The sequence below is a fragment of the Flavobacterium sp. WG21 genome (genome assembly GCF_000335775.1).
Classification (GTDB): Bacteria; Bacteroidota; Bacteroidia; order Flavobacteriales; family Flavobacteriaceae; genus Flavobacterium; species Flavobacterium tructae.
Window position 1 is genome coordinate 39,628 of record NZ_AMYW01000026.1, and the last position, 24,391, is coordinate 64,018.

At 35.3% G+C, this 24,391-nt stretch carries 20 protein-coding genes; 6 read left to right on the top strand and 14 right to left on the bottom strand.

Annotated features, from left to right (window positions below):
* Positions 1-70: 70 nt before the first annotated feature.
* From C245_RS0116840 to C245_RS0116860, 5 genes are all read right to left on the bottom strand, one after another.
* Positions 71-646 carry a Crp/Fnr family transcriptional regulator gene (locus C245_RS0116840; protein ID WP_017497778.1) on the bottom strand — a complete coding sequence of 192 codons (576 nt, stop codon included), beginning with the start codon at positions 644-646 and terminating at the stop codon, positions 71-73.
* Complete coding sequence (locus C245_RS0116845; RefSeq protein ID WP_017497779.1) at positions 646-963, bottom strand: DUF6370 family protein; 318 nt, start codon at positions 961-963, stop codon at positions 646-648. The genes C245_RS0116840 and C245_RS0116845 overlap by 1 nt, the downstream gene beginning before the upstream one ends.
* A 3-nt stretch (positions 964-966) precedes the next feature.
* Positions 967-2,127 (bottom strand): formate-dependent phosphoribosylglycinamide formyltransferase, encoded by a 1,161-nt coding sequence (gene purT, locus C245_RS0116850; RefSeq protein ID WP_017497780.1) that lies wholly within the window; start codon positions 2,125-2,127, stop codon positions 967-969.
* Positions 2,128-2,457: 330 nt separating this feature from the next.
* Complete coding sequence (locus C245_RS0116855) at positions 2,458-4,332, bottom strand: U32 family peptidase (RefSeq protein WP_017497781.1); 1,875 nt, start codon at positions 4,330-4,332, stop codon at positions 2,458-2,460.
* A 135-nt stretch (positions 4,333-4,467) separates the two neighbouring features.
* Positions 4,468-5,013, bottom strand: a complete 546-nt coding sequence (locus C245_RS0116860) for a dihydrofolate reductase family protein (RefSeq protein ID WP_017497782.1) — start codon at positions 5,011-5,013, stop codon at positions 4,468-4,470.
* Between the two features lie 165 nt (positions 5,014-5,178).
* Between C245_RS0116860 and C245_RS0116865 the strand changes: the two genes are divergently transcribed.
* The gene (locus C245_RS0116865; RefSeq protein WP_017497783.1) at positions 5,179-6,237 is read left to right on the top strand and encodes a serine hydrolase; all 1,059 of its coding nucleotides are present in this window, start codon (positions 5,179-5,181) and stop codon (positions 6,235-6,237) included.
* Positions 6,238-6,295: 58 nt separating this feature from the next.
* On the opposite strand, the gene C245_RS0116870 is transcribed toward C245_RS0116865, so the two are convergent.
* Together C245_RS0116870 and C245_RS0116875 are read right to left on the bottom strand one after the other, a co-directional pair.
* Complete coding sequence (locus C245_RS0116870) at positions 6,296-7,486, bottom strand: pyridoxal phosphate-dependent aminotransferase (RefSeq protein WP_017497784.1); 1,191 nt, start codon at positions 7,484-7,486, stop codon at positions 6,296-6,298.
* Positions 7,487-7,555: 69 nt separating this feature from the next.
* Positions 7,556-8,650 carry an acyl-CoA desaturase gene (locus C245_RS0116875; RefSeq protein WP_017497785.1) on the bottom strand — a complete coding sequence of 365 codons (1,095 nt, stop codon included), beginning with the start codon at positions 8,648-8,650 and terminating at the stop codon, positions 7,556-7,558.
* A gap of 108 nt (positions 8,651-8,758) precedes the next feature.
* Here C245_RS0116875 and rsmG point away from each other — a divergent pair, with 108 nt between their 5' ends.
* Entirely contained in the window at positions 8,759-9,388 is a 630-nt protein-coding gene (gene rsmG, locus C245_RS0116880) for a 16S rRNA (guanine(527)-N(7))-methyltransferase RsmG (RefSeq protein WP_017497786.1), read from the top strand.
* An 84-nt stretch (positions 9,389-9,472) separates the two neighbouring features.
* On the opposite strand, the gene C245_RS0116885 is transcribed toward rsmG, so the two are convergent.
* Positions 9,473-10,204, bottom strand: coding sequence for a hypothetical protein (locus C245_RS0116885; protein ID WP_017497787.1), 732 nt, complete (start codon positions 10,202-10,204; stop codon positions 9,473-9,475).
* A 484-nt stretch (positions 10,205-10,688) separates the two neighbouring features.
* Between C245_RS0116885 and C245_RS0116895 the strand changes: the two genes are divergently transcribed.
* From C245_RS0116895 to C245_RS0116905, 3 genes are all read left to right on the top strand, one after another.
* Positions 10,689-11,744, top strand: coding sequence for a sensor histidine kinase (locus C245_RS0116895; RefSeq protein WP_017497789.1), 1,056 nt, complete (start codon positions 10,689-10,691; stop codon positions 11,742-11,744).
* Positions 11,741-12,460 carry a LytTR family DNA-binding domain-containing protein gene (locus C245_RS0116900; RefSeq protein ID WP_017497790.1) on the top strand — a complete coding sequence of 240 codons (720 nt, stop codon included), beginning with the start codon at positions 11,741-11,743 and terminating at the stop codon, positions 12,458-12,460. The genes C245_RS0116895 and C245_RS0116900 overlap by 4 nt, the downstream gene beginning before the upstream one ends.
* 200 nt (positions 12,461-12,660) lie before the next feature.
* Positions 12,661-14,409 carry a CocE/NonD family hydrolase gene (locus C245_RS0116905; protein ID WP_157495891.1) on the top strand — a complete coding sequence of 583 codons (1,749 nt, stop codon included), beginning with the start codon at positions 12,661-12,663 and terminating at the stop codon, positions 14,407-14,409.
* Between the two features lie 43 nt (positions 14,410-14,452).
* On the opposite strand, the gene C245_RS0116910 is transcribed toward C245_RS0116905, so the two are convergent.
* Complete coding sequence (locus C245_RS0116910) at positions 14,453-15,157, bottom strand: LytTR family DNA-binding domain-containing protein (protein ID WP_017497792.1); 705 nt, start codon at positions 15,155-15,157, stop codon at positions 14,453-14,455.
* Positions 15,158-15,260: 103 nt separating this feature from the next.
* Positions 15,261-16,313: a sensor histidine kinase gene (locus tag C245_RS23215; protein ID WP_017497793.1), complete on the bottom strand. Its 1,053-nt coding sequence runs from the start codon at positions 16,311-16,313 to the stop codon at positions 15,261-15,263.
* A gap of 308 nt (positions 16,314-16,621) precedes the next feature.
* Between C245_RS23215 and C245_RS0116920 the strand changes: the two genes are divergently transcribed.
* The gene (locus C245_RS0116920; RefSeq protein ID WP_157495892.1) at positions 16,622-17,695 is read left to right on the top strand and encodes a hypothetical protein; all 1,074 of its coding nucleotides are present in this window, start codon (positions 16,622-16,624) and stop codon (positions 17,693-17,695) included.
* 124 nt (positions 17,696-17,819) lie between these two features.
* Here C245_RS0116920 and pruA read toward each other — a convergent pair whose 3' ends face one another.
* The 4 genes from pruA to C245_RS0116940 all read right to left on the bottom strand — a co-directional run bounded on the left by pruA (position 17,820) and on the right by C245_RS0116940 (position 24,316).
* On the bottom strand, positions 17,820-19,445 hold the full coding sequence (pruA, locus tag C245_RS0116925; RefSeq protein ID WP_017497795.1) for an L-glutamate gamma-semialdehyde dehydrogenase: 1,626 nt from the start codon (positions 19,443-19,445) through the stop codon (positions 17,820-17,822).
* A gap of 153 nt (positions 19,446-19,598) precedes the next feature.
* Positions 19,599-19,985 (bottom strand): Co2+/Mg2+ efflux protein ApaG, encoded by a 387-nt coding sequence (gene apaG / locus C245_RS0116930; protein ID WP_017497796.1) that lies wholly within the window; start codon positions 19,983-19,985, stop codon positions 19,599-19,601.
* Between the two features lie 79 nt (positions 19,986-20,064).
* Complete coding sequence (locus tag C245_RS0116935; RefSeq protein WP_017497797.1) at positions 20,065-21,327, bottom strand: DUF5103 domain-containing protein; 1,263 nt, start codon at positions 21,325-21,327, stop codon at positions 20,065-20,067.
* 82 nt (positions 21,328-21,409) lie between these two features.
* Positions 21,410-24,316, bottom strand: coding sequence for a DEAD/DEAH box helicase (locus tag C245_RS0116940; protein ID WP_017497798.1), 2,907 nt, complete (start codon positions 24,314-24,316; stop codon positions 21,410-21,412).
* Positions 24,317-24,391 lie beyond the last annotated feature (75 nt).

Consider the following 24,391-nt stretch of genomic DNA (forward strand, 5'->3'; position numbering starts at 1 on the left):
CTTTATGTTCTTAAAAAATAAGAAAGATTAAGTCTAGCTTAATGTATCTTAATATCTTAATGGTTTAATTTTACTTTTTTAAAAGCCTTGCTTTCATTTTGCTGAAAAATTCAGGTGTGACGCCAATAAAAGAAGCAATTTGTTTTTGAGGTACTTTATGAACCAATGTGCCATATTTTGCACAAAATTTTTCAAAGCGTTCTTCTGCCGTCAGACTTAAATTATCCATTAAGCGTTGTTGATTGGCTACCAGAGAATTTTCAATTAAAATTCTGAAAAAACGTTCTAATTTAGGAATATCAAGATACAGTTGCTCTTGATTTTCTTTGGATAAAGAAACGACTTCCGCATCTTCTAAAACTTCTATAAAAAGTTCTCCCGGTTTCTGTGAAAAATAGCTGTACATGTCACTCATCCACCAGCCCTGACAAGCAAATGCCAGAACATGCTCGACAATATTATCATTGATGTTGAAGCTTCTTAGAATTCCCGAATTTACAAAATACGAATGGGTACACACTTCGCCGGCATTCAGTAAAATGGTTTTCGCCTTGTAAAAATGGGTTTCTGTTTTGGATAAAAAATGAGCCTGCTCTTCGGGAGTCAATGAAACGTGTTTGGCTATATTTTCAAGAATTAATGCCATTATTTTTCTTTTATCAGTGTGAAAGAGCTTACTTTAAAGCGATCATTCTCTACTTTTCCAATAACTGAAGCTTTGCGAACGGCATTGCAAAAACCATCTTCTGCATGTGCATCACCATGTTCGTCAATTGTTGTTCCGTCTACAAAATACGTTTTACCGTCAATGCGAACGGCTAAATCACAGCTTTTGCCTTTCATTCCAAATTGACATTCACCACAAGCGGTTTCTACAATTACAGGTTTTTCATTTGTTTTCTTATCCTGAGCCTGAGTTGAAATTCCGGTAAGCAGGAACAGTGCAAATAATGCGTTTTTCATTTTTTAAGAGTTTACGGTTATTAGTTTTGAAGTTGTTTTGGCACGTTCTGTAATTTCGTCGATTGGTGTTGTTAGGGTATCATGACTTAAAACAACTCCCATTCGACGGTAAGGTCTTGAGGTTGGCTTTCCGAAAATTCTGAAATCAGTTTTAGGTAAAGCTGCTACTTTTTCAATTCCGGTAAAAGTTGGATTTGTCGAGTCTTCTGAGGCCAGAATCACGGCACTTGCACCGGCTTTTTCAAGAGTGATTTCGAAGATTGGCAAGCTTAAAATAGCTCGCAAATGCAATTCGAATTCATTAAAATTTTGTGTTCCGGCAAGAGTTACCATTCCGGTATCGTGTGGGCGTGGGGAGAGTTCTGAGAAATAAACACCCTCGTTGGTTAAGAAAAATTCAACACCAAAAAGGCCTGCTCCTCCCAGGGCTTCGGTAATTTTTTCAGCCATGTCCTGCGCTTCATATAAATCGGCATCAGAAATTTTTGCAGGCTGCCAGCTCTCCTGATAATCCCCGCGTTCCTGACGGTGTCCGATTGGAGCGCAAAAAAGTGTTGGATTGTTATTTTGAGTAATAGTTAAAAGTGTAATCTCAGAATTGAAATCTACAAAAGCTTCTACGATAACTTCGATGACATCACCACGTGAACCTGCAACGGCATATTGCCAGGCTTTTTCAATATCTTCTTCCGTTTTGATAGTAGATTGTCCTTTTCCGGAAGAAGACATTAAAGGTTTTACTACGCAGGGAATTCCAACTTCCTGAACGGCTTTTTGAAGTTCTTCTGCCGAAGTTGCATATTGGTATTTTGCGGTTTTTAATCCCAGTTCTTTCGAAGCGAGATCGCGAATCGCTTTTCGATTCATGGTAAAGTTGGCTGCTTTCGCAGATGGAACAACAGTAATGCCTTGTTTTTCGTAATCGTAAAAACGTTCTGTTCGGATAGCTTCTATTTCAGGAACGATAAAGTCGGGCTGGTGTTTGGCTACGATTCGGTCCAGTGCTTCGCCGTCGAGCATGTTGATGACTTCGAAGCTGTGTGCTACCTGCATGGCCGGAGCATTTTCGTAATTATCGACAGCAATTACAGTTTGTCCGATTCGTTGAGCGGCAATGACAAATTCTTTGCCCAGTTCACCCGAACCTAGGAGTAGTATTTTCATTTTGGATTAATTGTGTTGTTGGAGAAGTAAAAGTAGCGAAAAAAGAGTTTAACCGCAAAGTTCGCAAAGAATTACGCAAAAGACGCTAAGGTTTTGTTTTTTAGATAAACTAACCATGTAGTTTGTCGTTTCGAGTCTCGTTCTTCGAAACGACAGTATGAGGTAATTGTGCTCTTAAAAGTTCTTGTTAGCTCTTTTGCGTGAGGGATAGAAGTGGAAAGCCCGCAGCCTGACGAAGGAAGTGCGAGGACTTGCAGCGGATAGCCCGACCCGGAGGGACACGCCCAAAATAAAAAACCGATACTTCTTTTGAAAGTATCGGTTTGTATATTAATGAAAATGATCTTCTTCTATTTCGAATTCTGCATCTTTTTCCCAGATTTCCATTTCACAAGGTTTGCAGTTGAATTTCAGTTTGTATTCTAATTCTCCTTGTTTTAAAACCAGAGGTTCTTTTACCTTAACACCTGCTATATCTTTTTGGTGTATCGGACATTTCTTTAATTCGTATTTGATGCAATACTTAGTGGTCATCACACGAGATTTTCCCGGATCCCATTGTAGTTCGAATGCTTTTTCAATTTCGGTAACGCCATGACGCTCGTAGAATTTACGGGCTGTTTTGTTGGAAACATTGTACATGAAATCCAATTTAGTTTCCGGATAAGGATGTGATGTTTTAACTAACTGGTGTTCTTCACGTTTGTAATTGGCCAGACGAATTTCAGTCAACTGATCGTAAACGGTTCTTCTCATTTCGTTGATTTTTGAAATAGGAAGGAACCAGTTTTGAGAGAACATTACATTAATTTCATCGGCGGTGTAAGGTGTGAAACCTGTTTTTGCCAATTGTGTTTTAATGTTCTCTTCGATAGATTCGCCGGTTTTAGTTTGCTCTTTCGCATGCTCCAGAGTAACAGTGCTTACATTACCGTCTTCATCCGTTGCGATTAGTTCAAAACCGTTTTCTGTTTCGGTAAGTAATAAAGTGGTGCTCAATTTACGAACGGCACTGTCTTCTCTTTCTACAATTTTGATAAAAGCGGCGTCATTATTTCTGTAAATAAAAGTTCCGTCTTTTACTTCTTTTAAAACGTTTGGATAAATTTTCCCGTTTTCGGCTTTGTTTACATAGATTCCGTCAGCTTCATTGTTTTCATTGATGAAACAAAGTCCGTCACCGTTGTTGAGTAATTCACCATTTTCGATTTCGTAGGCGTTTCCAACCGTTCGGATTAATTTACCAATATATTGACCTTTTGATTTTGGGCTTTCCCAAGAACCAATGGAACTGTGTCTTTCGTTTACGAAATAATCCGTATAACCACGGTTGAAAGTTCTGCTTAAAGAAGAATCAAAAGTATAGGTACATGTTCCTGATGATGCTTTCATATACTTATCACTTCCGGCGCCTTCTAAATAGCTGTCTAGTTTTTGACGTAAATAAGAAACGTTGTTTTTAACGTAAACGACATCTTTTAAGCGGCCTTCGATTTTGAAAGAAACGATTCCGGCTTCAATTAGATTCGGAATCTGATCTGAAATGTCTAAATCTTTGATCGAAAGCAAGTGACTGTTTCTGATTAGGGTTTCTCCGTTTCCATCGATTAAGTTGTAAGGTAAACGGCAGTTTTGTGCGCAGGAACCTCGATTGGCACTGCGTTCTCCGTTGGCTACACTCATGTAACAGTTTCCGCTAAAGGATACGCATAAAGCTCCGGTTACGAAAAATTCTAATTCAACATCAGCTTCGTCGTATATCGTTTTAATTTGATGCAGGTTCAATTCACGGGCTAAAACCACACGTTTGATTCCGGCATCTTTAAGGAATTTAATTTTATCAGCATCACGATTATTGGCTTGTGTGCTGGCGTGAAGTACGATAGGAGGTAAGTCCATTTCCATGATTGCCATATCCTGAATAATCAGGGCATCAACACCAATGTCGTACAATTCCCAGATCATTGAACGGCAAGTTTCTAGTTCGTTGTCGTACAAAATGGTATTCATAACCACAAAAACCTGAGCATTGAACAGGTGTGCATATTGTACCAGTGCCGCTACATCTTCGATAGAATTGTTGGCGTTTGAACGTGCTCCAAATTGTGGTGCACCAATATAAACAGCATCGGCGCCACTGTTTATGGCTGCCATTCCTCCAATTAAATCCCTGGCAGGAGCTAATATTTCAATCTTCTTCTTCATTTTAAGTACTTTAGGCTTTTGTGGTATTCACGCAAAAAAGTTTGCAAAGTTCTTATAAATATTTCGAGTTTGCTAATGCTGAAGTGACTTTTTTTGAAATAGTTAGGTTATATGGAATGATGATAAATGGAGTTTTTATTTAACGGGTTCGTAAATAAGCTGTATTACACCCGATTTAAAAATATTGGTGGTCAGTAACTTTAATTCTAATCTTTCTTTTAAGTCTTCAAATAGTGGTTTTCCGCTTCCCAGAGCTATTGGATGAACTGATATTCTATAGGTATCAATAAGATTGAATTGAATAAAAGTTTTAATAAGGCTCGCCCCGCCATATAACCAGATATCTTTTCCCGATTGTTTTTTGATTTCGTTTGCCTTAGTTGCGATGTCAGAATTGATAAAAGAGGCATTGTCGTCTTCTCTGTTTTGACTGGAAAAAACATATTTGTTCTTTGCATGTACTTCTTTCCAGAGTGACTTTTCAGCAGGACTTGCATTTTCATCCGGCTGATAATTTCCCCACATATCATAGCTCACTCTGCCATAAAAAATGGTGTCTATACTGGATAAGAATCCATCAAAATTCATATCATCATCCATGATGCACCAATCTGTTTCTCCGTTGGGACCTTCAATAAAACCATCTAAAGTTACAGCCAGATCTAAAATTATTTTTTTCATTTGGGAATGTTTTTCTGTTAAGCGTAACTGTAAAAATAATCTAAAAAATAATGCTCGTTAGAAAAAAGGATACCATAAAATTTGAACAACTACTGTTTTTTGTTTTGTAACCTAAAGTGGAGTGATATCGTCAAAAGAAGAATCAACCCTTAATTAGATTATCAGATGAGAGTAATTTTTAGAATTTTTATTGTCTCCTTTCTATTTTTTCATTCTTTTGTTTTTGCTCAGAATTTAGAAACAAAAATAGACGGTTTGTTAACGGCTAAATTTAAACCTGAAAATCCCGGGGCTGTTTTTCTGGCGGTTAAAAAAGGAAAAGTAGTGTATCGAAAAGCTTTTGGAATGGCCAATTTAGAAATGAATGTTCAAATGAAACCCGAGTCTGTTTTTGAAATCGGGTCGATGACCAAGCAATTTACGGCTGTTGCTGTTTTGATGTTAGCAGAGCTGGGGAAGCTTAAACTTGATGACGAAATCACGAAATTTATTCCCGATTACCCAACGAACGGTAATGTAATAACAGTTCATCATTTGCTAACACATACTTCCGGAATTAAAGATTTTACCGGTATGAAAGCTGTAAAAGATATAGCCCGACGAGATTTGTCGCCAAAAGAATTAGTTGATTTCTTTAAGAGTGAACCGGTTGATTTTAAACCCGGGGAACAGTATAAGTATTGCAATTCCGGCTATGTTCTTTTGGGATATATCATTGAAATTGCATCAGGTCAGACGTATGAAGAATTTGTAACGCAACATATTTTTAAGAAAATAGGGATGGAAAATACCTATTACGCGAGCCATGATAAAATGATTAAAAACAGGGCTTCCGGTTATCGGGACAGGAATGGTTTTAGTAATGCCAATTATATCAGTTTCTCTATTCCGTATGCTTCGGGATCGATTATGTCAAACGTCGATGATTTATGGAAGTGGCAAAATGCAGTAAAGAGTAATGCCTTATTGAGCCCTGCTTTCACAGTAAAAGCTTTTACGAATTATCAGTTGAACAACAAAACGAATATAGATTACGGCTACGGCTGGCATTTAGAAAAAGTAAAAAATAAAATGGTGCATGAGCATGGTGGAAGCATTTTTGGATTTAAATCGATGGGGATTTACGAACCGACAGAACAGGTTTATGTAGTAGGGTTAAGTAATTGCGATTGCAATTCGCCGACTGCAATTACAAAAGAGATCGCTTCGCTTTTAATCGACTAGATAAAAAAAAGGGTGTTTTCGGAAAGAAAACACCCTTTTGGTTATTGTTTGTATGGCATTATGCAGTCAAAGCTTCTTTGATTCTGCGCAAAGCTTCTTTTAAAATATCGTCGCTTGTAGCATAAGAGAAACGGATACAATTTGGGTTTCCAAAAGCATCACCTGTTACCGTTGCTACATTAGCCTCAGCCAATAAATACATAGAAACATCGTTTGCATCTTTAATTTCGGTTCCTCTTAATGTTTTTCCGAAGAAAGAAGATACATCAGGGAAAACGTAGAAAGCTCCTTCCGGAACGTTGATTTTTACACCAGGAATTTCTTTAAGCAATCCAACAACTAAATCTCTACGAGTGTGGAAAGCCTGAACCATGTGGTTTAATACACTTGGATCGGCTTCTACAGCTGTAATTGTGGCACGTTGTGCTACAGAATTTGCACCAGAAGTTACTTGTCCCTGGATTTTTACGCACGCTTTTGCAATGAATTCAGGAGCTCCGATATAACCAATTCTGTATCCTGTCATAGCAAATGCTTTTGCAACTCCGTTTACAGTGATCGTTTTTTCTAACATTCCAGGAATTGATCCGATGCTGCAGAAAGTCCCTGAGAAATTGATGTGCTCATAAATTTCGTCTGAAACTACATAAATATTTGGATGTTTTTCCAACACTTTTGCAAGCGCTGTTAATTCTTCTCTGCTGTATACAGATCCGGATGGGTTGCAAGGAGAAGAGAACCACATCATTTTTGTTTTTGGTGTGATGGCAGCTTCTAATTGCTCAGGCGTCATTTTGAAATCAGTATCTACAGAAGTAGGAACTTCAACCGGAACTCCGCCTGAAAGTTTTACGATTTCAAAGTAAGAAACCCAGTAAGGTGCCGGTAAAATAACTTCGTCACCATCGTTTAACATTACTTGGGCAATATTGTATAAAGATTGTTTTGCACCTGTAGAAACCACAATTTGAGATGGTTTGTATTCTAATGCATTGTCTCTTTTGAATTTTTTGCAGATTGCTTCTCTCAATTCTAAATAACCTTCTACCGGAGAATAAGTACTGTAGTTTTCGTCTACTGCTTTTTTAACTGCTTCTTTAATGAAATCCGGCGTATTGAAATCCGGTTCTCCTAAACTTAAACTGATAATGTCTTTTCCCTGTGCTTTTAATTCGCGTGCTAAAGCAGCCATTGCTAAAGTTTGTGATGTCGCTAAGTTGTTGATTCTGTCTGAAAGAATATGATTCATTATAAAATTTTTGAATGTCTTTAATTTCAACTTTAATTAAAGACGGTTAATGATTAATAGTTTCTTATTTTATGCTAGCTCGGGTTTTATTCCAAGATCTCTTAAGTGTCTGTAATGTGCTAATACAGCTCCTCTCATCGTTTTGAATTCATGATAAGGCAAGTTGCATTCGATGGCCGTTTGTTTTACAATTTCGGCAATTTTTCCGTAGTGAATATGACTGATATTTGGAAAAATGTGATGCTCGATCTGGTGGTTTAATCCTCCGGTAAACCAGTTGACAACTTTGTTTTTTGGTGCAAAATTAGCGGTGGTGTACAACTGATGAATTGCCCAGGTGTTTTCTATTTCCCCGTCTTCATTCGGAACAGGATTTGAAGTTTCTTCTACTACGTGTGCCAATTGAAAAACGATACTTAAAATTAATCCGGCTGTGTAATGCATTACGAAAAACCCGATCACGACTTTCCACCATATTACCCCCAAAATCATTGGTAAAGCGATCCAGATTAAAATATAAATTATTTTTGTGATCACAAGAACGGTCCATAATTTGGTCGGACTTTGCGGCGCTCCGTAAGATAATTTTCTTTTAATATAGTCTTTCATTTGCTTGAAATCGGTTGTTAAGGCCCAATTGAAAGTCAATAGTCCATATAAGAAAAAAGAATAGTAATGTTGAAATTTATGAAAACGACGCCATTCTGCGTTTTGTGTAAAGCGGATAATTCTTCCGGCATCCAGATCTTCATCATGACCGTGAATGTTTGTATACGTATGGTGAAGTACGTTATGCTGAACCTGCCAGTTGTGAACATTTCCGGCTAGGACATAAATACTTCCTCCCATGATTTTATTGATCCATGATTTAGAAGAGTACGACCCGTGATTTCCATCGTGCATGACATTCATACCAATTCCGGCCATACCAACTCCCATAAGGATATTTAGGAGCAATTGTGCCCAGAAAGGCATGTTAAGCGTTAATATTAAAAAATAGGGCGTTAAAAAAACGGCGAAAAGAATAATGGCTTTTAAATGCAGCTTCCAGTTTCCTGTTTTCTGAATATTGTTCTCTTTGAAGTAATTGTTTACTCGTGAGTTAAGCGTTCTGAAGAACTTCAGATTGTCTTGCTTCGCAAATGTAGGCGCAGTGTTATTCATAATTATTTTAAATAGGTTTCAAAGGTAATTATTATAAATTTTCAATTTGCAAAATTGAGTTAAATATTTCAATCGTAAAGTACTACTTTTGTTAAAAAAATTAGAGCAATGGATGAGATATTGAAATATTTTCCGGATTTGACTGAACTTCAAATCCAGCAATTTCAAAAGTTAGACTTTTTATACCACGACTGGAATGAAAAAATCAATGTTATTTCAAGAAAAGATATTGATGCCTTATATACAAAACACATTTTGCACTCGCTTGGAATTGCTAAAATTATGAAGTTTGAACCAGGGGCAACAGTTTTGGATGTAGGTACCGGAGGTGGTTTTCCCGGAATTCCGTTGGCCATTCTTTTTCCTGAAACCCGTTTTTATCTGATTGATGTCATAGCAAAAAAAATTAAGGTGGTTCAGGGAGTTGTAGACGCATTAGAATTGAAAAATGTTAAAGCAGAACAAAAGCGTGCTGAATTGGTAAAAGGTGATTTTGATTTTATTGTAAGTCGTGCCGTAACCAATATGCCGGATTTTGTTTCGTGGGTAAAAGGTAAAATAAAGAAGCAGCATAAACACACTTTGAAAAACGGAATTCTATATTTAAAAGGAGGAGACTTAACAGAAGAATTGGCAGCTTTTCCAAAAGCTACTTTATATGATTTGTCGACTATTTTTGAAGATGAATTCTTTGAAACTAAAAAAGTGGTCCATTTGCCTTTAAAGTTTACTGTTTAGAAGCTATAAAAGAACCCAATAATGTTTGTCTGTTTTCAGAGCATTATTGGGTTTTGTATTTAAAATAGTATTAGTACATCATAATTAGGAAACTTTTTGTGATAGTTGAAGAAACGGATTGCTTTTTTGATCTGAATTTTGGATGTATTTATTCACCGCTTTTTCTGATGCCATAATGGTATATCGAAATTTAGGATTAAAGAAAAAATCGCGGCAAATTACAGATTCGTTATGAGAATCGTATACCTTTTCATCCGTTCCATCAAGATCTTCATTTGCATATGGACACGGATACAAATAAGTTAATTGTATAATGGTATTGTTGAACCAATTGTCAAAAACGTTTTTCTTAGGCGTTATATGACGGGCAAGCAGTACCAGTCCTAAAATTTCATTTTGTAAAAAGTAAGATCCTTTTCTATATCTTACATCGATCATTCTCACGGTCATATGTGCTACCCATAATGGACCGTTTATAGGGCCTGAAGCCGGGATGTCAAAATTAGTGTCAAATAATAAAGGACTTGATAACTCCGGATCTTTAATTGAGCACCAAAGTGCTTCGATGCGTTTTTCGGTATCAGTGATACTTGTATTATGGCCTATAAAACGCCAGTAGATCCACTCCAGTAAAGCAGCACTAAGTCCTACCGTTGCTTTATGATTAATATTTAACAATGTAGTTTCGAGTTCTTTGTATTCATCCAGAGGATCTAAGAACTTTTCCATCTTCTTCTTATTCCATTTGAAATCAATTGGATGCCCAATATGTTTTGATTTTAGAATAATCTGCGGAGCATTTTTCAAGCTTTTCATAAGTCAATTGTTGATTTTTTTTAGTTGATTCCTTTGTTAAAACTGGATTGTATAGTAATTGTTTATGAAGTTTATTTCTCGGTTTTTTGTGGTTAAGATTTATGTTTTTTCTTGAGGTTATACTGCAAATTTATGTTGGGTTTTTCTTTTTTAATGTAACGTCAGGACATATAAATAACATGATAAGACAAAGCTTTAATTTATAATTGTTTTAAATAAACATGAAAGAAAAAACATATGTTTTTTGTTGATCGCTGGTTTGTTTTGTAAGTAAAAACATGTTTACTCAATTTTTTTATGAAATTAAAAAAAAACAGATAAAAGCCTGGTCTGATTTAAGATCCGGTTTTTATCTGTTTTATGTGTTAATTTAGGAAAGAACGTCATTTGTCTACAGTTATCTTTCGCTTATGTACTTTTATTTGCTCAATCTCTGTTAGTGGAATATCTTTACTACAGCATAACAATTTTTGGCTCGAGAATAATGGTAAAATTATCTGCATATTGGAAAATTCAGTTCATTGGGTGGATGGCAACCTCTTTGTATTGGGGAGTTTCGGCTTTTTTTGGCAGTAGTTTTATGTGGACAATTGGCATAGCTGATTTTGTATTAGATGTATTTATTGGTATTTCATTAACGCATCTTTACAGAAATTTTGCTTTGAAAAGAGGTTGGAATAAGTTCAGTCTGAAAAAATTGGTTCCAAGAATGGTGTTGAGTGTTCTTATACTTTCTGTGTTGTACATGCTTTTGATTGTGGGGAAACTTTACCTTGTGCGACTATTTATTTTAAAAAGCACATCAATTTCATTCATTTCGTTTTTACAATCCACGCAGTTGCAGGTTTTTATTACTGGTACCAGACTAATGTCTATTTGGGTGCTGGCTTATCATTTGTATCATTATTCAAGATTAGAGATTGAAACCGTAAAAGAAAATGCGAGATTGTCTATTATATTAAAAGAAGCACAATTGAATAATCTGAGTACACAGCTTAATCCACATTTCTTTTTTAATTCACTGAACAGTATTAAATTTTTGGTGTTAGAAGATCCGCATTCGGCACGACGGGCGATTGACCTTTTATCTGATTTGCTTCGGAATTCTTTAAATAATAATATAGGAAATTTAGTAGCCTTAAGCGATGAAATCAGTCTGGTTAGGGATTATTTGGAGTTGGAAAAAATACGATTTGAAGAACGTCTACAGGTACAAATTGAAGTAGATAGCAATCTATCTGATCATTTAGTTTTACCTTTAAGTATTCAGGCACTGGTGGAGAATGCCATAAAACATGGAATTGAAAAAAGAAAAGAAGGAGGAGCTGTTACCGTAAAAGTAGAGCAGGAGGACAATTTTATAAAAATCAGTGTTCAAAATTCGGGGAAGCTTCATAAAGAGATTAAAGATTTTTCAGGTATTGGATTGACTAATCTGAAAGAGAGATTGCTGTTGCAATACAAAGGAAGAGCTTCTTTTGAAATTAAAGAAATGGAGAGTGAAACCGTTTTGGCAACTATTTTATTCCCATCAGAATGAGAAAGATAAAAGTTATAATAGTAGACGATGAACGTTTGTCCAGAGAAGAACTAAAAAGGGCACTAAAACCGCATGAAGATTTTGTTCTTGTAGGAGAAGCAGGAAATGCTGATGAAGCCAAAAGTCTGATTGAAGCCAAAATGCCGGATCTGATCTTTTTAGACATTCAGATGCCTGAAAAATCCGGTTTCGATTTACTGGAATCTCTCGATAATGCACCGGCAGTACTTTTTACAACGGCTTATAATGAATATGCTGTGCGGGCTTTCGAAGTAAATGCTTTAGATTATTTAATGAAACCGATTAGGGAAGAACGTTTTGCAAAAGCAATTGATAAAATAAGAAATACTTTATCCGGAAAGTATTCTTTGGGAGATGTTGCAGTAAAAGACCGTAAGATTTTCATTAAAGATGGAGAGAAAAGATTCTTTATTCAGCTGGATGAAATTTATCTGATCGAATCTCTTGAAAATTATACCAGACTTTTTTTTCAGGATAAAAAAGCTCTTCAGAGACGTTCCCTTCGCCAATGGGAAGAAATGCTGGATGCGAATGTTTTTTTTAGAATAAACAGAACCGAAATTATAAACCTTAATCACATTCGGGAAGTTAACAGAACCGCTAGCGGCAAACTGGAAGTAACGTTAAAAACGGGAGAATTCTTAGAAGTTTCAAACCGTCAGGCCGTTAAGTTTAAAAATCTCAATGGGATTTAATTAAAAAAAGAAAAACTCATTCTTTTTAAATCGCTATAGCAAAAGAAGAGGTAATACAAATGAAGCCGTTTTTAGAGGTACTGAAAACAGCGGGACGCAGTGTGTTGTTTTTGGATTAAAATTCCGGAAAAATAAAACCCAGATCTGACATGACTGATTCGTTTAAAATTACAACAGAACTACTTAAATCAAATAACTCAATGAGACTAATTTTAAAATTGGTGTTTTTTATTTTTTCAGTAATCAACACCTATGCACAACAGACAAGTGTGACAAGATCAAAAGATCTGGAAAGCGCTTATGACATTCAGGATAGTGTGATGATTAAAACCAGAGACGGTGCTTTAATATCAGCAATCGTTGTTCGGAAAAAGGGAGATTTAACTCCCAAGCCGGTTATCTATCAGCATACCATTTATGCCAGAGAAAAAGGCAGAGATCTCAAATCTTTAAAAGCAGCGGCAGATAAGGATTATATAGGGGTCATGTCGTATTCACGCGGGAAACGATTTAGTCCTGATGAAATAACGCCTTATGAAAACGAGACGAATGATACTTATGATGTTATCGACTGGATTAGTAAACAGGAGTGGTGCAACGGAAGTGTCGGGATGTATGGCGGAAGTTATAACGGGTTTACGCAATGGGCAGCGTGTAAAAAAATGCACCCTGCACTTAAAACGATAGTTCCGTATGTCGCTTCCAGACCGGGAATGGGGTTGCCTATGGAAAATAACGTTTTTATAAATCCTAATTATGAATGGGCATTTTACGTTGGAAATAACAAATATCTGGATACGGTTGCGGGAAACGACAGACAGCGCTTCAGGAATATGCAGTTTAAGTGGTGGGAAACCGGTGTGGCTTACAAAAAAATGGATAGCATTGACGGCAGCCCGAACCAGTCCTTTCAAAAGTGGATCAAACACCCGTCATTTGACGAATACTGGCAGAAAATGGCGCCATACGGAAAAGAATTTTCTCAGATAAATATTCCGGTTTTAGCCATTGATGGTTACTATAATGATTCTCAAAATTCAGGATTGTATTATTTGAGAGAATTGGAGAAATACAATCCTAAAGCCGATTCTTATTTAATCATTGGCCCGTACGGTCATTTTGGTGCGCAAGTAGGGGGTGATGCTGTTCTGAATGGTTACAAAGTGGATGAGGTGGCTCTAATTAATACCTATAAAATAACCTATCAATGGTTTGATTATATTTTGAAAGGTAAACCCAAACCGGCAATTTTAAAAGACAGAATCAATTATGAGGTAATGGGAGCTAATGAGTGGAGAAGTGCTCCGTCTATTGCTAAAATGAGTAATAGTTTGCTAACGTTGTATCTCACCAATGATCCGGTAGAGAAAGGAAAATTTTACTCGTTGAATGCCTTAAAACCTGCTAAAAAAAGTTATTTGCCGCAGGAAGTTGATTTTGCAGACCGACAAACCATTAATAACGATTATTATCCCGATCCCATTATTGATAACGAAGTAGATACGTCCAATGGGTATGTTTTTATAAGCGAACCTTTTAGTCAGTCGATAGTGGTAAATGGAGCATTTTTGGGAGAAATAAAGGCCAGCATCAATAAAAAAGACATGGATATTGGAGTTACCTTGTTTGAAGTAACGCCAGACGGAAAATATTTTGAGCTGTCTTATTTTATAGGAAGGGCAAGTTATGCGAAGGATATTACGAAAAGAAATTTGCTTCAGTCCAATAAAATAGAAAGTATTCCTTTTTCAAACACTCGTGTGGTGAGTAAACAATTGGGTAAAGGAAGCAGATTGTTGATTACTTTGAATGTAAACAAAAATGCTTTTTCGGAATTGAATTATGGGACGGGGAAGGAGGTCAGCAGCGAAACAATTAAAGATGCCAAAGAACCTTTGAAAATCAAATGGTACAACGATAGTTTTGTACAGATTCCAATTTGGAAATAAAACAAAGAATCCCAATCTTATTTGTTTTAAGATTGGGATTCTTTTATTTCAGTAAAGCGGTATCTAAATGATGTAACCAATTTTCTTTGTAGCTATTTCCTATTGGTATTGCTACTGTATTTATTTCAACTTCATTCTTAGAATAAGCGGTTAGTTTTTTGATCTGAATGATATAAGAACGGTGAACACGCACAAAATTGGAATCTAATTGTTTCTCAAAAACAGAAATATTCTGCTTAATATGATGTGATTTTCCGTTTTCGAGATGAATGGTAATATAGTCTTTCAGGCTTTCAATAAATAAGATTTCATCAAATACAATTTTAATATTTCTGCTTCCGCTGGTTACAAAAACATGATTTTCAGAGTCTGATTTTGTTTCCTTTTTTAATGGCTGTACTTGTTTGAATTTTTCTATCGAGACAAAAAAACGATCAAAAGTGATAGGTTTTAAGAGATAATCAATGACATTAAGTTCATAACCTTCTATGGCATATTCCCGATAAGCCGTTGTGAAAATTACCTTAGGCGGATTTTTTAATTTCTTTAAAAATTCATTGCCTTTTAAGAGTGGCATTTCTATATCTAAAAAAATCAAATCGACTGTGTTTGTTTCTAAAAAAGTATAAGCATTCAGTGCGTTTTCGAAAGAATCGATTAGTTCGAAATTTTGAAAATTCACTAAATGAGAAGCAATTAATTCTCTTGCCAAAGGTTCGTCGTCAATGATTATGCATTTGTATTTCATTAAAAAAAGAATATTTTTTAGAAAATCTAATTTATGGGTTTTGAATAAGCTTTGGTTATAGCTCTAAAAAAATCTTAGGAGTTTTCATTTTGTAAGCTTAAAATTAAATGTTGAGGTAAAGTTTAACAGCATAAGTAATTTGCGTTTCTTCAATTTCTAATTGATGTTTTTTAGGATATAATAAATCCAATTGTTTGCGAACATTGACTAAACCAATTTTAGATTTATCCGAAGTTTTACCAAAATCGTTTTTAGGTTTTGTGTTGTCAATGCTAAAAATGATTTGTTGTTTTTTGCTTTCTAAATGCAAAGAAATTATTGCTTTTTCAGTTTCGTTAATTACACCATGTTTAAAGGCATTTTCGATAAAAGTTAATAGAATTAAAGGAGATATCTTATTGCTCACTTCAATGTTTTTTGTAAATGAAATAGTCAGTCTGTTTTCGCTGTAGCGTAATTTTTCCAGACCAATATAATTTTCAATTAACGTAATTTCTTTTTCGATCGATACATAATCTTCGTTACAGCGATATAAAACAAAATCTAAAATTTCAGATAATTTAGCGATAACTTCCGGTGCTTTATTATCTTTTTTTAAGGTTAAAGTGTAGAGATTGTTCAATGTATTAAAGAGGAAATGTGGATTCAGTTGATTTTTTAGGATCTTCAGTTCCATTGATTTTTTTTCTTCTTCTAATTTTAAAAGCCGTTGTTGTTTGCGGTTAAAACTTATAAAGCCTAAAATAATAACAGGATAGGTAAGGAATGAGAATTCTCTCAGCATCAATTTAACTGAAGTTAATCTTTCAATAACGGTCATTTTATGACCAGGCCAGTAATCAAAGAAACCCGGGAATTTTGGTTCGAGATAATAAAATTTTAAAATCATTAAAAGGGCAAAAACGAAATAAAGCCAGCCTAATGCGGAAACTGTAAAAAGTAAATATTTCTTTTTGTTTAATGTCTGAGGAATAATCCAATAAATCAGACCATACCCAACAGCTGCCTGTGCTACAATTTTCCAGGAATATATAAATAGAAAAGCATAAGAATCTTCGTTATCAGCTTTATTCGAAAAATAAAAAAATAAAAAGAAAATCCAGTAAAAACAATGAAGTGCTGCTCTTTTTAAATCAATTTGTTTGATGAAATTCATTAGCATATTTTAAATAGGAGCAAGATAACAAAATATAGAAATAAGCTCTGTTTAGGACTATAAATAATGAGATTTTGCCCTCAATAACAGCATTTCAGCATACGAATACAACAGAATTGAATTATTCATTATTTGATTGCTAAAACAGCCTTTTCAGTTGCGCTTGTAATTATCAGAAGTTCTTGCAATTATATTCGCTTAAAAATAATTATGATCAAATTTATCCTTGTATTGATTCTATTTCTAAGCAACATGTTGAAATAAAATCTCCTTAAAATAATAAACGGACCTAAAACGAAATGAAAAAAATGATTAAACACACAATTGGTATTCTGATTTTAATAAGTTCTTTAAACTTATTTTCGCAGGAAAAAAAACAAGAAATTAAATACAACGAGACTTCTAAAGTAATCAGGCCTGATTTGTTTGCAGACTTAGGCGAAACTTGCCAAACTCCGGACGGAATGGCTCTTGATAAGAAAGGAAATTTATTTCTTTCGATTACAAATGCAATTTCATTTGAAAAGTACGGCAGTAAAATTTTAACTTTCGATAAGAATGATAAACCGATAACCTGGTTCGACAAATTACCATTGCATCCTGTTACACAAAAAGTACATCCGATGGGAATGGAGTTTGGCCCTGATGGGAATCTATATATTATGGACAATCAGTTTTTTGCTGGGAAAGAGAATTTCTCCAGATTACTAAGAATTATCGTAAAAGACGGAAAGCCAATAAAAGCTGAGGTTTTAGCCGAAGGATTTAATTTTGGAGAAGCCGTAAGATGGTTTAAAAACCGAATTTACATTACAGATGCTTTATTTGAAAATCGAAGAGAAAGCGGAATTTATAGTTTTTCGTTAGAGGAATTAAACAAGAAAAAGATTGCTCTGGATTCATCAAATAAGAAAAATTATCTGATTGCAACTTTTATCTTAAAACCTGAAGTTACCAAGAGTACCATTGGGATTGATGGAATTGCTTTTGATAAAAAGGGAAATCTATATGCAGGAAATTTTGGTGATGGAGTAATTACTAAAATAGAATTCTACAGTGATGGAAAAGTAAAATCTAAAAAAGTTGTTTTTGATTCGGATAAATTAAAATGTTGCGATGGCTTTTTTTATGATAAAAAGCGAAACTCTATTTTCATTGCCAATTATGAAAATAATAGCGTGCACGAATTAAATTTAGATACAAATACGATTTCTTTAATTTGGGAAAATGATAATGCTGACGGTTCTGACGGGCAATTAGATAATCCTTGTGAGACTATTGTTTATAAAGGAAAATTGTTAGTTGTAAACTATGATACTTTTGAAGGTGGAAAAAACAAAGGCGCAGATCGCTTTCATACTATTTCCAGTTTTAAATTATAAATCCCTTCCAGAAAAAAGACAATAGGTTAAACAAAACAAAAGCCAAATCTAAAAACTTAGATTTGGCTTTTTTATATTAACAAAGTTTCTAACCTGAAACTTTGAAACTTGAAACTAAAAATGATTAACCTAAGAAAGGATATCTGTAATCTTCAGGAGTTACAAAGGTTTCTTTGATGGTTCTAGGAGATGCCCAACGCAATAAGTTCAATGCAGAACCTGCTTTATCGTTAGTTCCTGAAGCTCTTGCTCCACCAAATGGCTGCATTCCTACAACGGCTCCTGTTGGTTTATCGTTGATGTAGAAGTTACCTGCAGCATTTTGTAATTTTACTGTAGCTACTTCAATTGCATAGCGATCCTGGCTAAATACAGCTCCTGTTAAAGCGTACTCAGAAGTAGTATCTACTAATTCTAAAGTCTCTTCCCATTTAGCATCTTCGTAAACATAAATAGTGATTACAGGTCCGAATAATTCGGTTTCCATTGTAGTATATTTTGGGTTTGTAGTTACGATAACCGTTGGCTCAATAAAGTATCCAACTGATTTATCGTAGTTTCCACCAACGATGATTTCAGCATCAGCATCTTTTTTAGCCTGGTCGATGTAGCTCGCCAATTTATCAAAAGAACCTTCGTGGATAACCGCTGTAATAAAGTTTCCGAAATCTTCCGGAGAACCCATTTTCATTGATTTTACATCGGCAACTAATTGTTCTTTAACCGCTGGCCATAAACTTTGCGGGATATAAGCTCTTGAAGCTGCAGAACATTTTTGTCCCTGAAATTCAAATGCACCACGGGCAATTCCTGTAGCCACTTGTTTTACGTTAGCGCTTGGGTGTGCAATGATAAAATCTTTACCACCAGTCTCTCCAACGATTCTAGGGTATGTTTTGTAGTGGTGAATGTTAGCACCAATTTTAGCCCAGATATCTTTAAATACATGAGTTGATCCTGTAAAGTGAACTCCTGCAAAATCACGGCTTGCTAAAACAGTATCTGTAATCATTAAAGCATCACCAAAAACAACATTGATAACGCCATCAGGAACACCTGCTTCTTTGAAAATATCGATAATGATTTTTGCAGAGAAAACCTGACTGTCGCTTGGTTTCCAAACTACAACGTTACCCATCATAGCAGCACTTGCAGGAAGATTTGCAGCAATAGCAGTAAAGTTGAAAGGAGTAATAGCGTAAACAAAACCTTCAAGAGGTCTGTATTCTAAACGGTTCCACGTAGAAGAATCTGATTTTGGCTGATCTCCGTAAATCTGAGTCATGAATTCTACGTTGTAACGTAAAAAGTCGATTAGCTCACAAGCAGCATCAATTTCTGCCTGATGAATATTTTTAGACTGACCGATCATTGTTGCTGCATTAATACGGGCTCTGTATGGTCCTGCAATAAGCTCAGCAGCTTTTAAGAAAATAGCAGCACGTTGTTCCCATGCCATATTTGCCCATGCTTTTCTTGATTCAAGAGCGTTGGCAATCGCTTTTTCGATATGTTGTTTTTCAGCTAAGTGGTAGGTTCCTACGATATGTTTGTGATCGTGAGGAGCTGATATTGTTCTTGTATTTCCAGTTCTGATTTCTTCGCTTCCGATGTATAACGGCACGTCGATTTTAGAGTTCCATAAAGTAGTGTAAGCTGCCTGAACTGCTGCTTTTTCTGGTGAGTTAGGTGCGTATCCTTTTACCGGTTCGTTTACCGCTTTTGGTACGTGAAAGAATCCTTTTAGCATGTTATTTAAAATTAGATAATTAGACAATTTAAGAATTAGACGATTTGATTGTTACGAATAATCTAACGCTGCACAAAAGTACAAAGGATAAATTAATAATTTGTCAAATTTGTGATTAAGATAACGATAAAAAGGGAGTTTTAAACCTAATTTTTAGTTTAAAGCAAAAGGAGCACACATTCTGAAAGTAGGAACAATTACTTTGAATGTTTTGGTAGTGGTAAAGTTGATCATATTAAAATAACCTTTCATTGCTCCATAGGGAGATGACAATAAGCAGCCTGAACTATAAGTGTGATTTTCTCCCGGTTTTAAAACTGGTTTTTTGCCAATTACGCCTTCACCGTCAACTACTTCAAGGTCGTTTAACGAGTCAAAAATTTCCCAGTGACGGGAAGTTAACTGAACAGAATCTTTGCTGTGATTTTCGATTGTAACGACATAGCTAAAAGCAAAGTGAATCTTATAGTTCTTGAAGTAAGTACCTTCAAAACTAGTCAAAACAGATATTTTTATGCCTCTTGTTATCTGAGAAACCATACTAAAGTAGTATATATGTGTGCGTTATAGGTGCAAAGCTACGAAAAAAAATCTTTCTGCCTAAATCCTTAACAATGTTTTAATTTATGATGTTTATCGAGTTTGCATTTCCTTTGCCAATCACTCTCTGGTATCGATCTGTACTTTCTCTGTAATACACCAGGATGGTATATTCATTCTCAGTCTGATAAAAGTTTCCGTCTATGGCATTTTCATAATCAATCACTCCTTTTTTATCGGCAACCGTATATTGAAAAGCGGTAAAACCCTGTTTGATCACAATTGCTTTTTCAAAAATACCTTTCTCTGAATTATAATCCATTTTGTATTCCGGAGACAGGCTGTAATTGTTGAACATCCCGCAGATATAAATGTCCTTATTCGAGGCTCTGAAAGTTGGGGCCGACAGGCTGAAATATACCCAGGCATAGTCAGCTTCGATTTCATTGTTGGAAGCATTGATATTCTTCACTACGAAATTTCCGTTTACATCCTGATTGTTCGAGTAAATCTGATTGGCTCTTGCCAGATTGGTAAACAAATAAGAGTTATAAATGTCGCCGCTGCTTCCTACTTTGGCTACATTGGTGCTAGCCGCACGGATGTCTTTGTTTTCAAAATACAAGAACTCATTACCGCCCCAAAACTGAGTTTCTTTATCGTATTTGTACACCAGCTGATTCCCAATGGTGTATTGCGGCACAATATTTTTAATAGAAGTATTAAAGTTGCCATTCTGTAGCAGCAGCACTTTTACATTTTGCAACGGAGTCTGAAAAACAATATCATTAGAGCTGATATTAAAATCCAGATTTTGTTTGTGTTCTATGTTAGACAAATCCCGGCTTCTTTTTACCTGAGTCGCTACAGTACAGTGATTTTCGTATAAGATAAACTTTCTGGACAGTACAACTTCTTTGTCCTCATTTAAAATACGAAGCATATAATTGCCAGAAAGACGCAATTGACTGGTAAACTGATTCGGGAAAGGAAGTCGGTAATGCGAATAGATTTGAAGTGTATTAAACGAATTCGAATAGTCAGTAATTCGCTGATTGTCAAAACCGATGATATAGTCTGTTTTTGGAATATCAGACGGTTTCCAGTTGTAATCGCAGTGTATCACTTCAAAATAATAATTGGCTTCATTGCCAAATAAATCGTCAAATTGAAATTGAAATGCTTCCCCCAATTCGAAGATTGGAATCACATTACTGCCGTTCTGAACAAAAGAGACGGTTTTAATATTGTAAGGCGGATTTACTTCAGTTTGTATTTCCTGAGCAGTAGCCGAAGCAAAAATGAAAAATATAAGGAGGTTTCTAAACAATTTTTCTGGCATCTTATTAAGTTGTAAGATTGTAAATATAACAATTTTATAGAACCTAATAAGATGCTGTTTTACAGGTTTTGAAAACAATTGATCAGGAACCCAGGAGGTATTCGAGATTTGCTTCAATTTCGTCGCTGATATGACTTTCTTCCAAAAGCGAATCCGAGAGTAGTTTTTTGTTTTCCTGTAATTTGATGATTTTTTCTTCGACTGTATTTTTTGAAATGAAACGAACTACGTTTACTTTGTTCAATTGTCCGATACGATGCGCTCTTCCCACTCCCTGTTTCTCTGCAAAAGGATTCCACCAGGGATCAAGGAATAAGACGTACGAAGCCTTGGTAATGTTCAGACCAACGCCACCCGCCTTAAGGGAAATGAAGAATAACAAAGGGTTTTCTTTTTCCTGAAATCGTTTTACCTGCTGTTCTCTTTTTTGTGACGGAGTTTCGCCGGTAATCTCACAATATTCTATTTTGTTTTCTTTACACCAATCCGTATAAAAATTCAAATTGGTCACAAAGGAGCTAAAAATGATGACTTTTTGTTTTCCCTTGACTAAATTTTTCAGGTAATTCGTAACGGCAATGTATTTTCCGGAATCTACTTCAGAATCCTGATCGACCATTTTGGGATGATTGCTCAGTTGTCTCAGCTTCATTAAAGTGTTGATAATGTTAATTTTATCAGGGCCTGATCCATCCGTTTTTAGTAAAAAGTTACGTGCTTTTGATTTCTCTTTTTCGTATAGTTTTTCCTGTTCAGCATCCATATTGCAGTAATAAACCTGTTCTGTCAATTCAGGTAAATCTTTTAAAACCTGTTCTTTGGTTCTTCTTAAAATATAAGGCTGGATCAGGTTTTTTAATTCATTTAAAACTTCTTCGTTCTGTTTTTTCTCAATAGGGTTTTTGAAATTCTCCATGAAAAAAGCATAGCTCCCCAAAATATCCGGATTGATAAACTGCATCTGCGACCATAAATCGTCAAGTGAATTTTCGATCGGTGTACCACTCAAAGCAATTTTATGTCCCGTGCTGATTTTATTGATGGCTTTAAAAATCTTAGAATCTTTGTTTTTAATGTATTGACTTTCATCAAGAATTAAATAGCGGAAATCATATTTTTCTAAAATGGAAATATCACGATGAACAATGCTGTAACTCGTAAAAATTAAATCGGTTGAATTTAATCTGCTTGCCAGTAATTTTCGGTCATTGCCCACATATTGCATTTTCGAAAAATGAGGCGTAAACTTTCCGGCTTCATTGTACCAGTTGAAAACCAAAGAAGAAGGGAGAACGATCAAGGCCTTCAGAGGTTCTCTTTCGATAGTCGTATCGTTTGAGAATAAATCAAAATTGGTCGTTTTGGTCGTAAAGCCTAGTTGCTCCTGTACCGCAACTAAAACCGCTAAAGTCTGCAGCGTTTTTCCAAGTCCCATATCGTCGGCCAGACACGCGCCGAGGTTAGCATTAAAGTGACCCAAAAGCCATTTTACACCGTCAATCTGATACGGTCTCAGGGTTGCTTTTAGTAAATCGGAAGCTGTAAATTCAGCTTTATGAATCTGGTCCGGATCATTGGCAATTTCTGAAATTCCGTCTAAGGCAGTAAAATTACTTTTACGCAACAAAACAGTTCCGTTTTCTGTCTTTGCCAATTTTGCCAGAGAACCGTATTTGCTAAACCATTCCAGCGGAATCAAAAAGTAATTTCCGTCAGGCAACATAAAGAGTCTTTCTTTGCTTTTTATGTTTGGAATGATTTCACTGAAATTGATTTTATAAGGACCAATTGTGATGATTATTTTAATGTCGAACCAATCGGCTTTCGTTTCTTTTGCAATTGAAATCGTGTTGCTTTCGGTGATGATTTGTTTGCTTTCGAGTTTGAGATTCTGAATGGTAAAACCCAGACTTTCGAGTGGTTCTTTATGGTCAATAATGAATTGAATATTGACATACGGATCAGAGGTCTCGGCATCTGAACTCAATCCAAACAATTCATTTTTGATTTTTGTTAAACCAAGACTGAGTAATTTGTCTGTATAGGAAATCTCATCAGCGTTTCGTTTGAACTGAATAATTTTAGGTTCGTTGGCAACACTAAAATCAACAAAAGAGTGTGTTTTTTTAGTTTTACCCGCATCAAATGAATAGCCGTTATAGTCAAAAAAAAGGTTGAGGTAATAACAGTTTTTAAAGAAATCAAAAACAGGCTGAATCGTGCAGGAGACAATGGTGTCGCGGAGCTCAATTTCAAAGCCGGTAGATTCGATGTCGATTTTTTTGGCTATTTCCGGAATGAAATTCTTAAAGTAATTGTCAACTAGTTTTGATGGTATTTCGATTGATTTCTTCTTTAAAAAAGGCAGTAGTTTTTTAGAATTAAGTTCTTTTAACTGTCCAAGTTTTTTGTCGATGATCAACCAGCTTGGTTCGTCCAAAAGAATATCTACACTTTTATCCATTGGTAAAAATGTGGTTTCGCCTTCTTTTAAAGATAGAGTATAAGTAATGCCTTCAGCGTGTTTGTCAAATTGAATCTGAGGTTCAAATTCTAACGGATTTGTATCGACTCTCCAACGATAAAAATCCTTTTCGGCACTCATATTAGCAGAGAATGGAAATTGTTCTTTTACAATTAGATTGTAAAAGGATTCTAGGTTAAATTTTAAATGCTGACGAATGGCAAATTCAATTTTGGAATCTTTTTGTAAATCAGCAATTGTTTTAGCCGATTTGATTTTGGTGCTGAATTTCTTGAAAATAAAATCAGGTTTTAAAGAATCGCAAGCCGTCAGTATTTTTTTTGTATTGGAATCTAAATTTTCAAAAAGAACTCCAAAACTTTCAAGTACATCTGTACTCGCTTTTTTGTCCAGATATTTAATATCATCGGTATTTTCAATGATATAAGCTGTTGGGAGGTAGGTATTCAGGTTTTTTTCAAAACTGATGTCAAAGCAGAACTGAAATGATTTTGTAGGTTCCAAGATTTAGAGATTTGGTTGGCTTATAATTTAGAGATTGGGCAAAAAAATAAAGAGTTTTCAAAATATCAATAATTT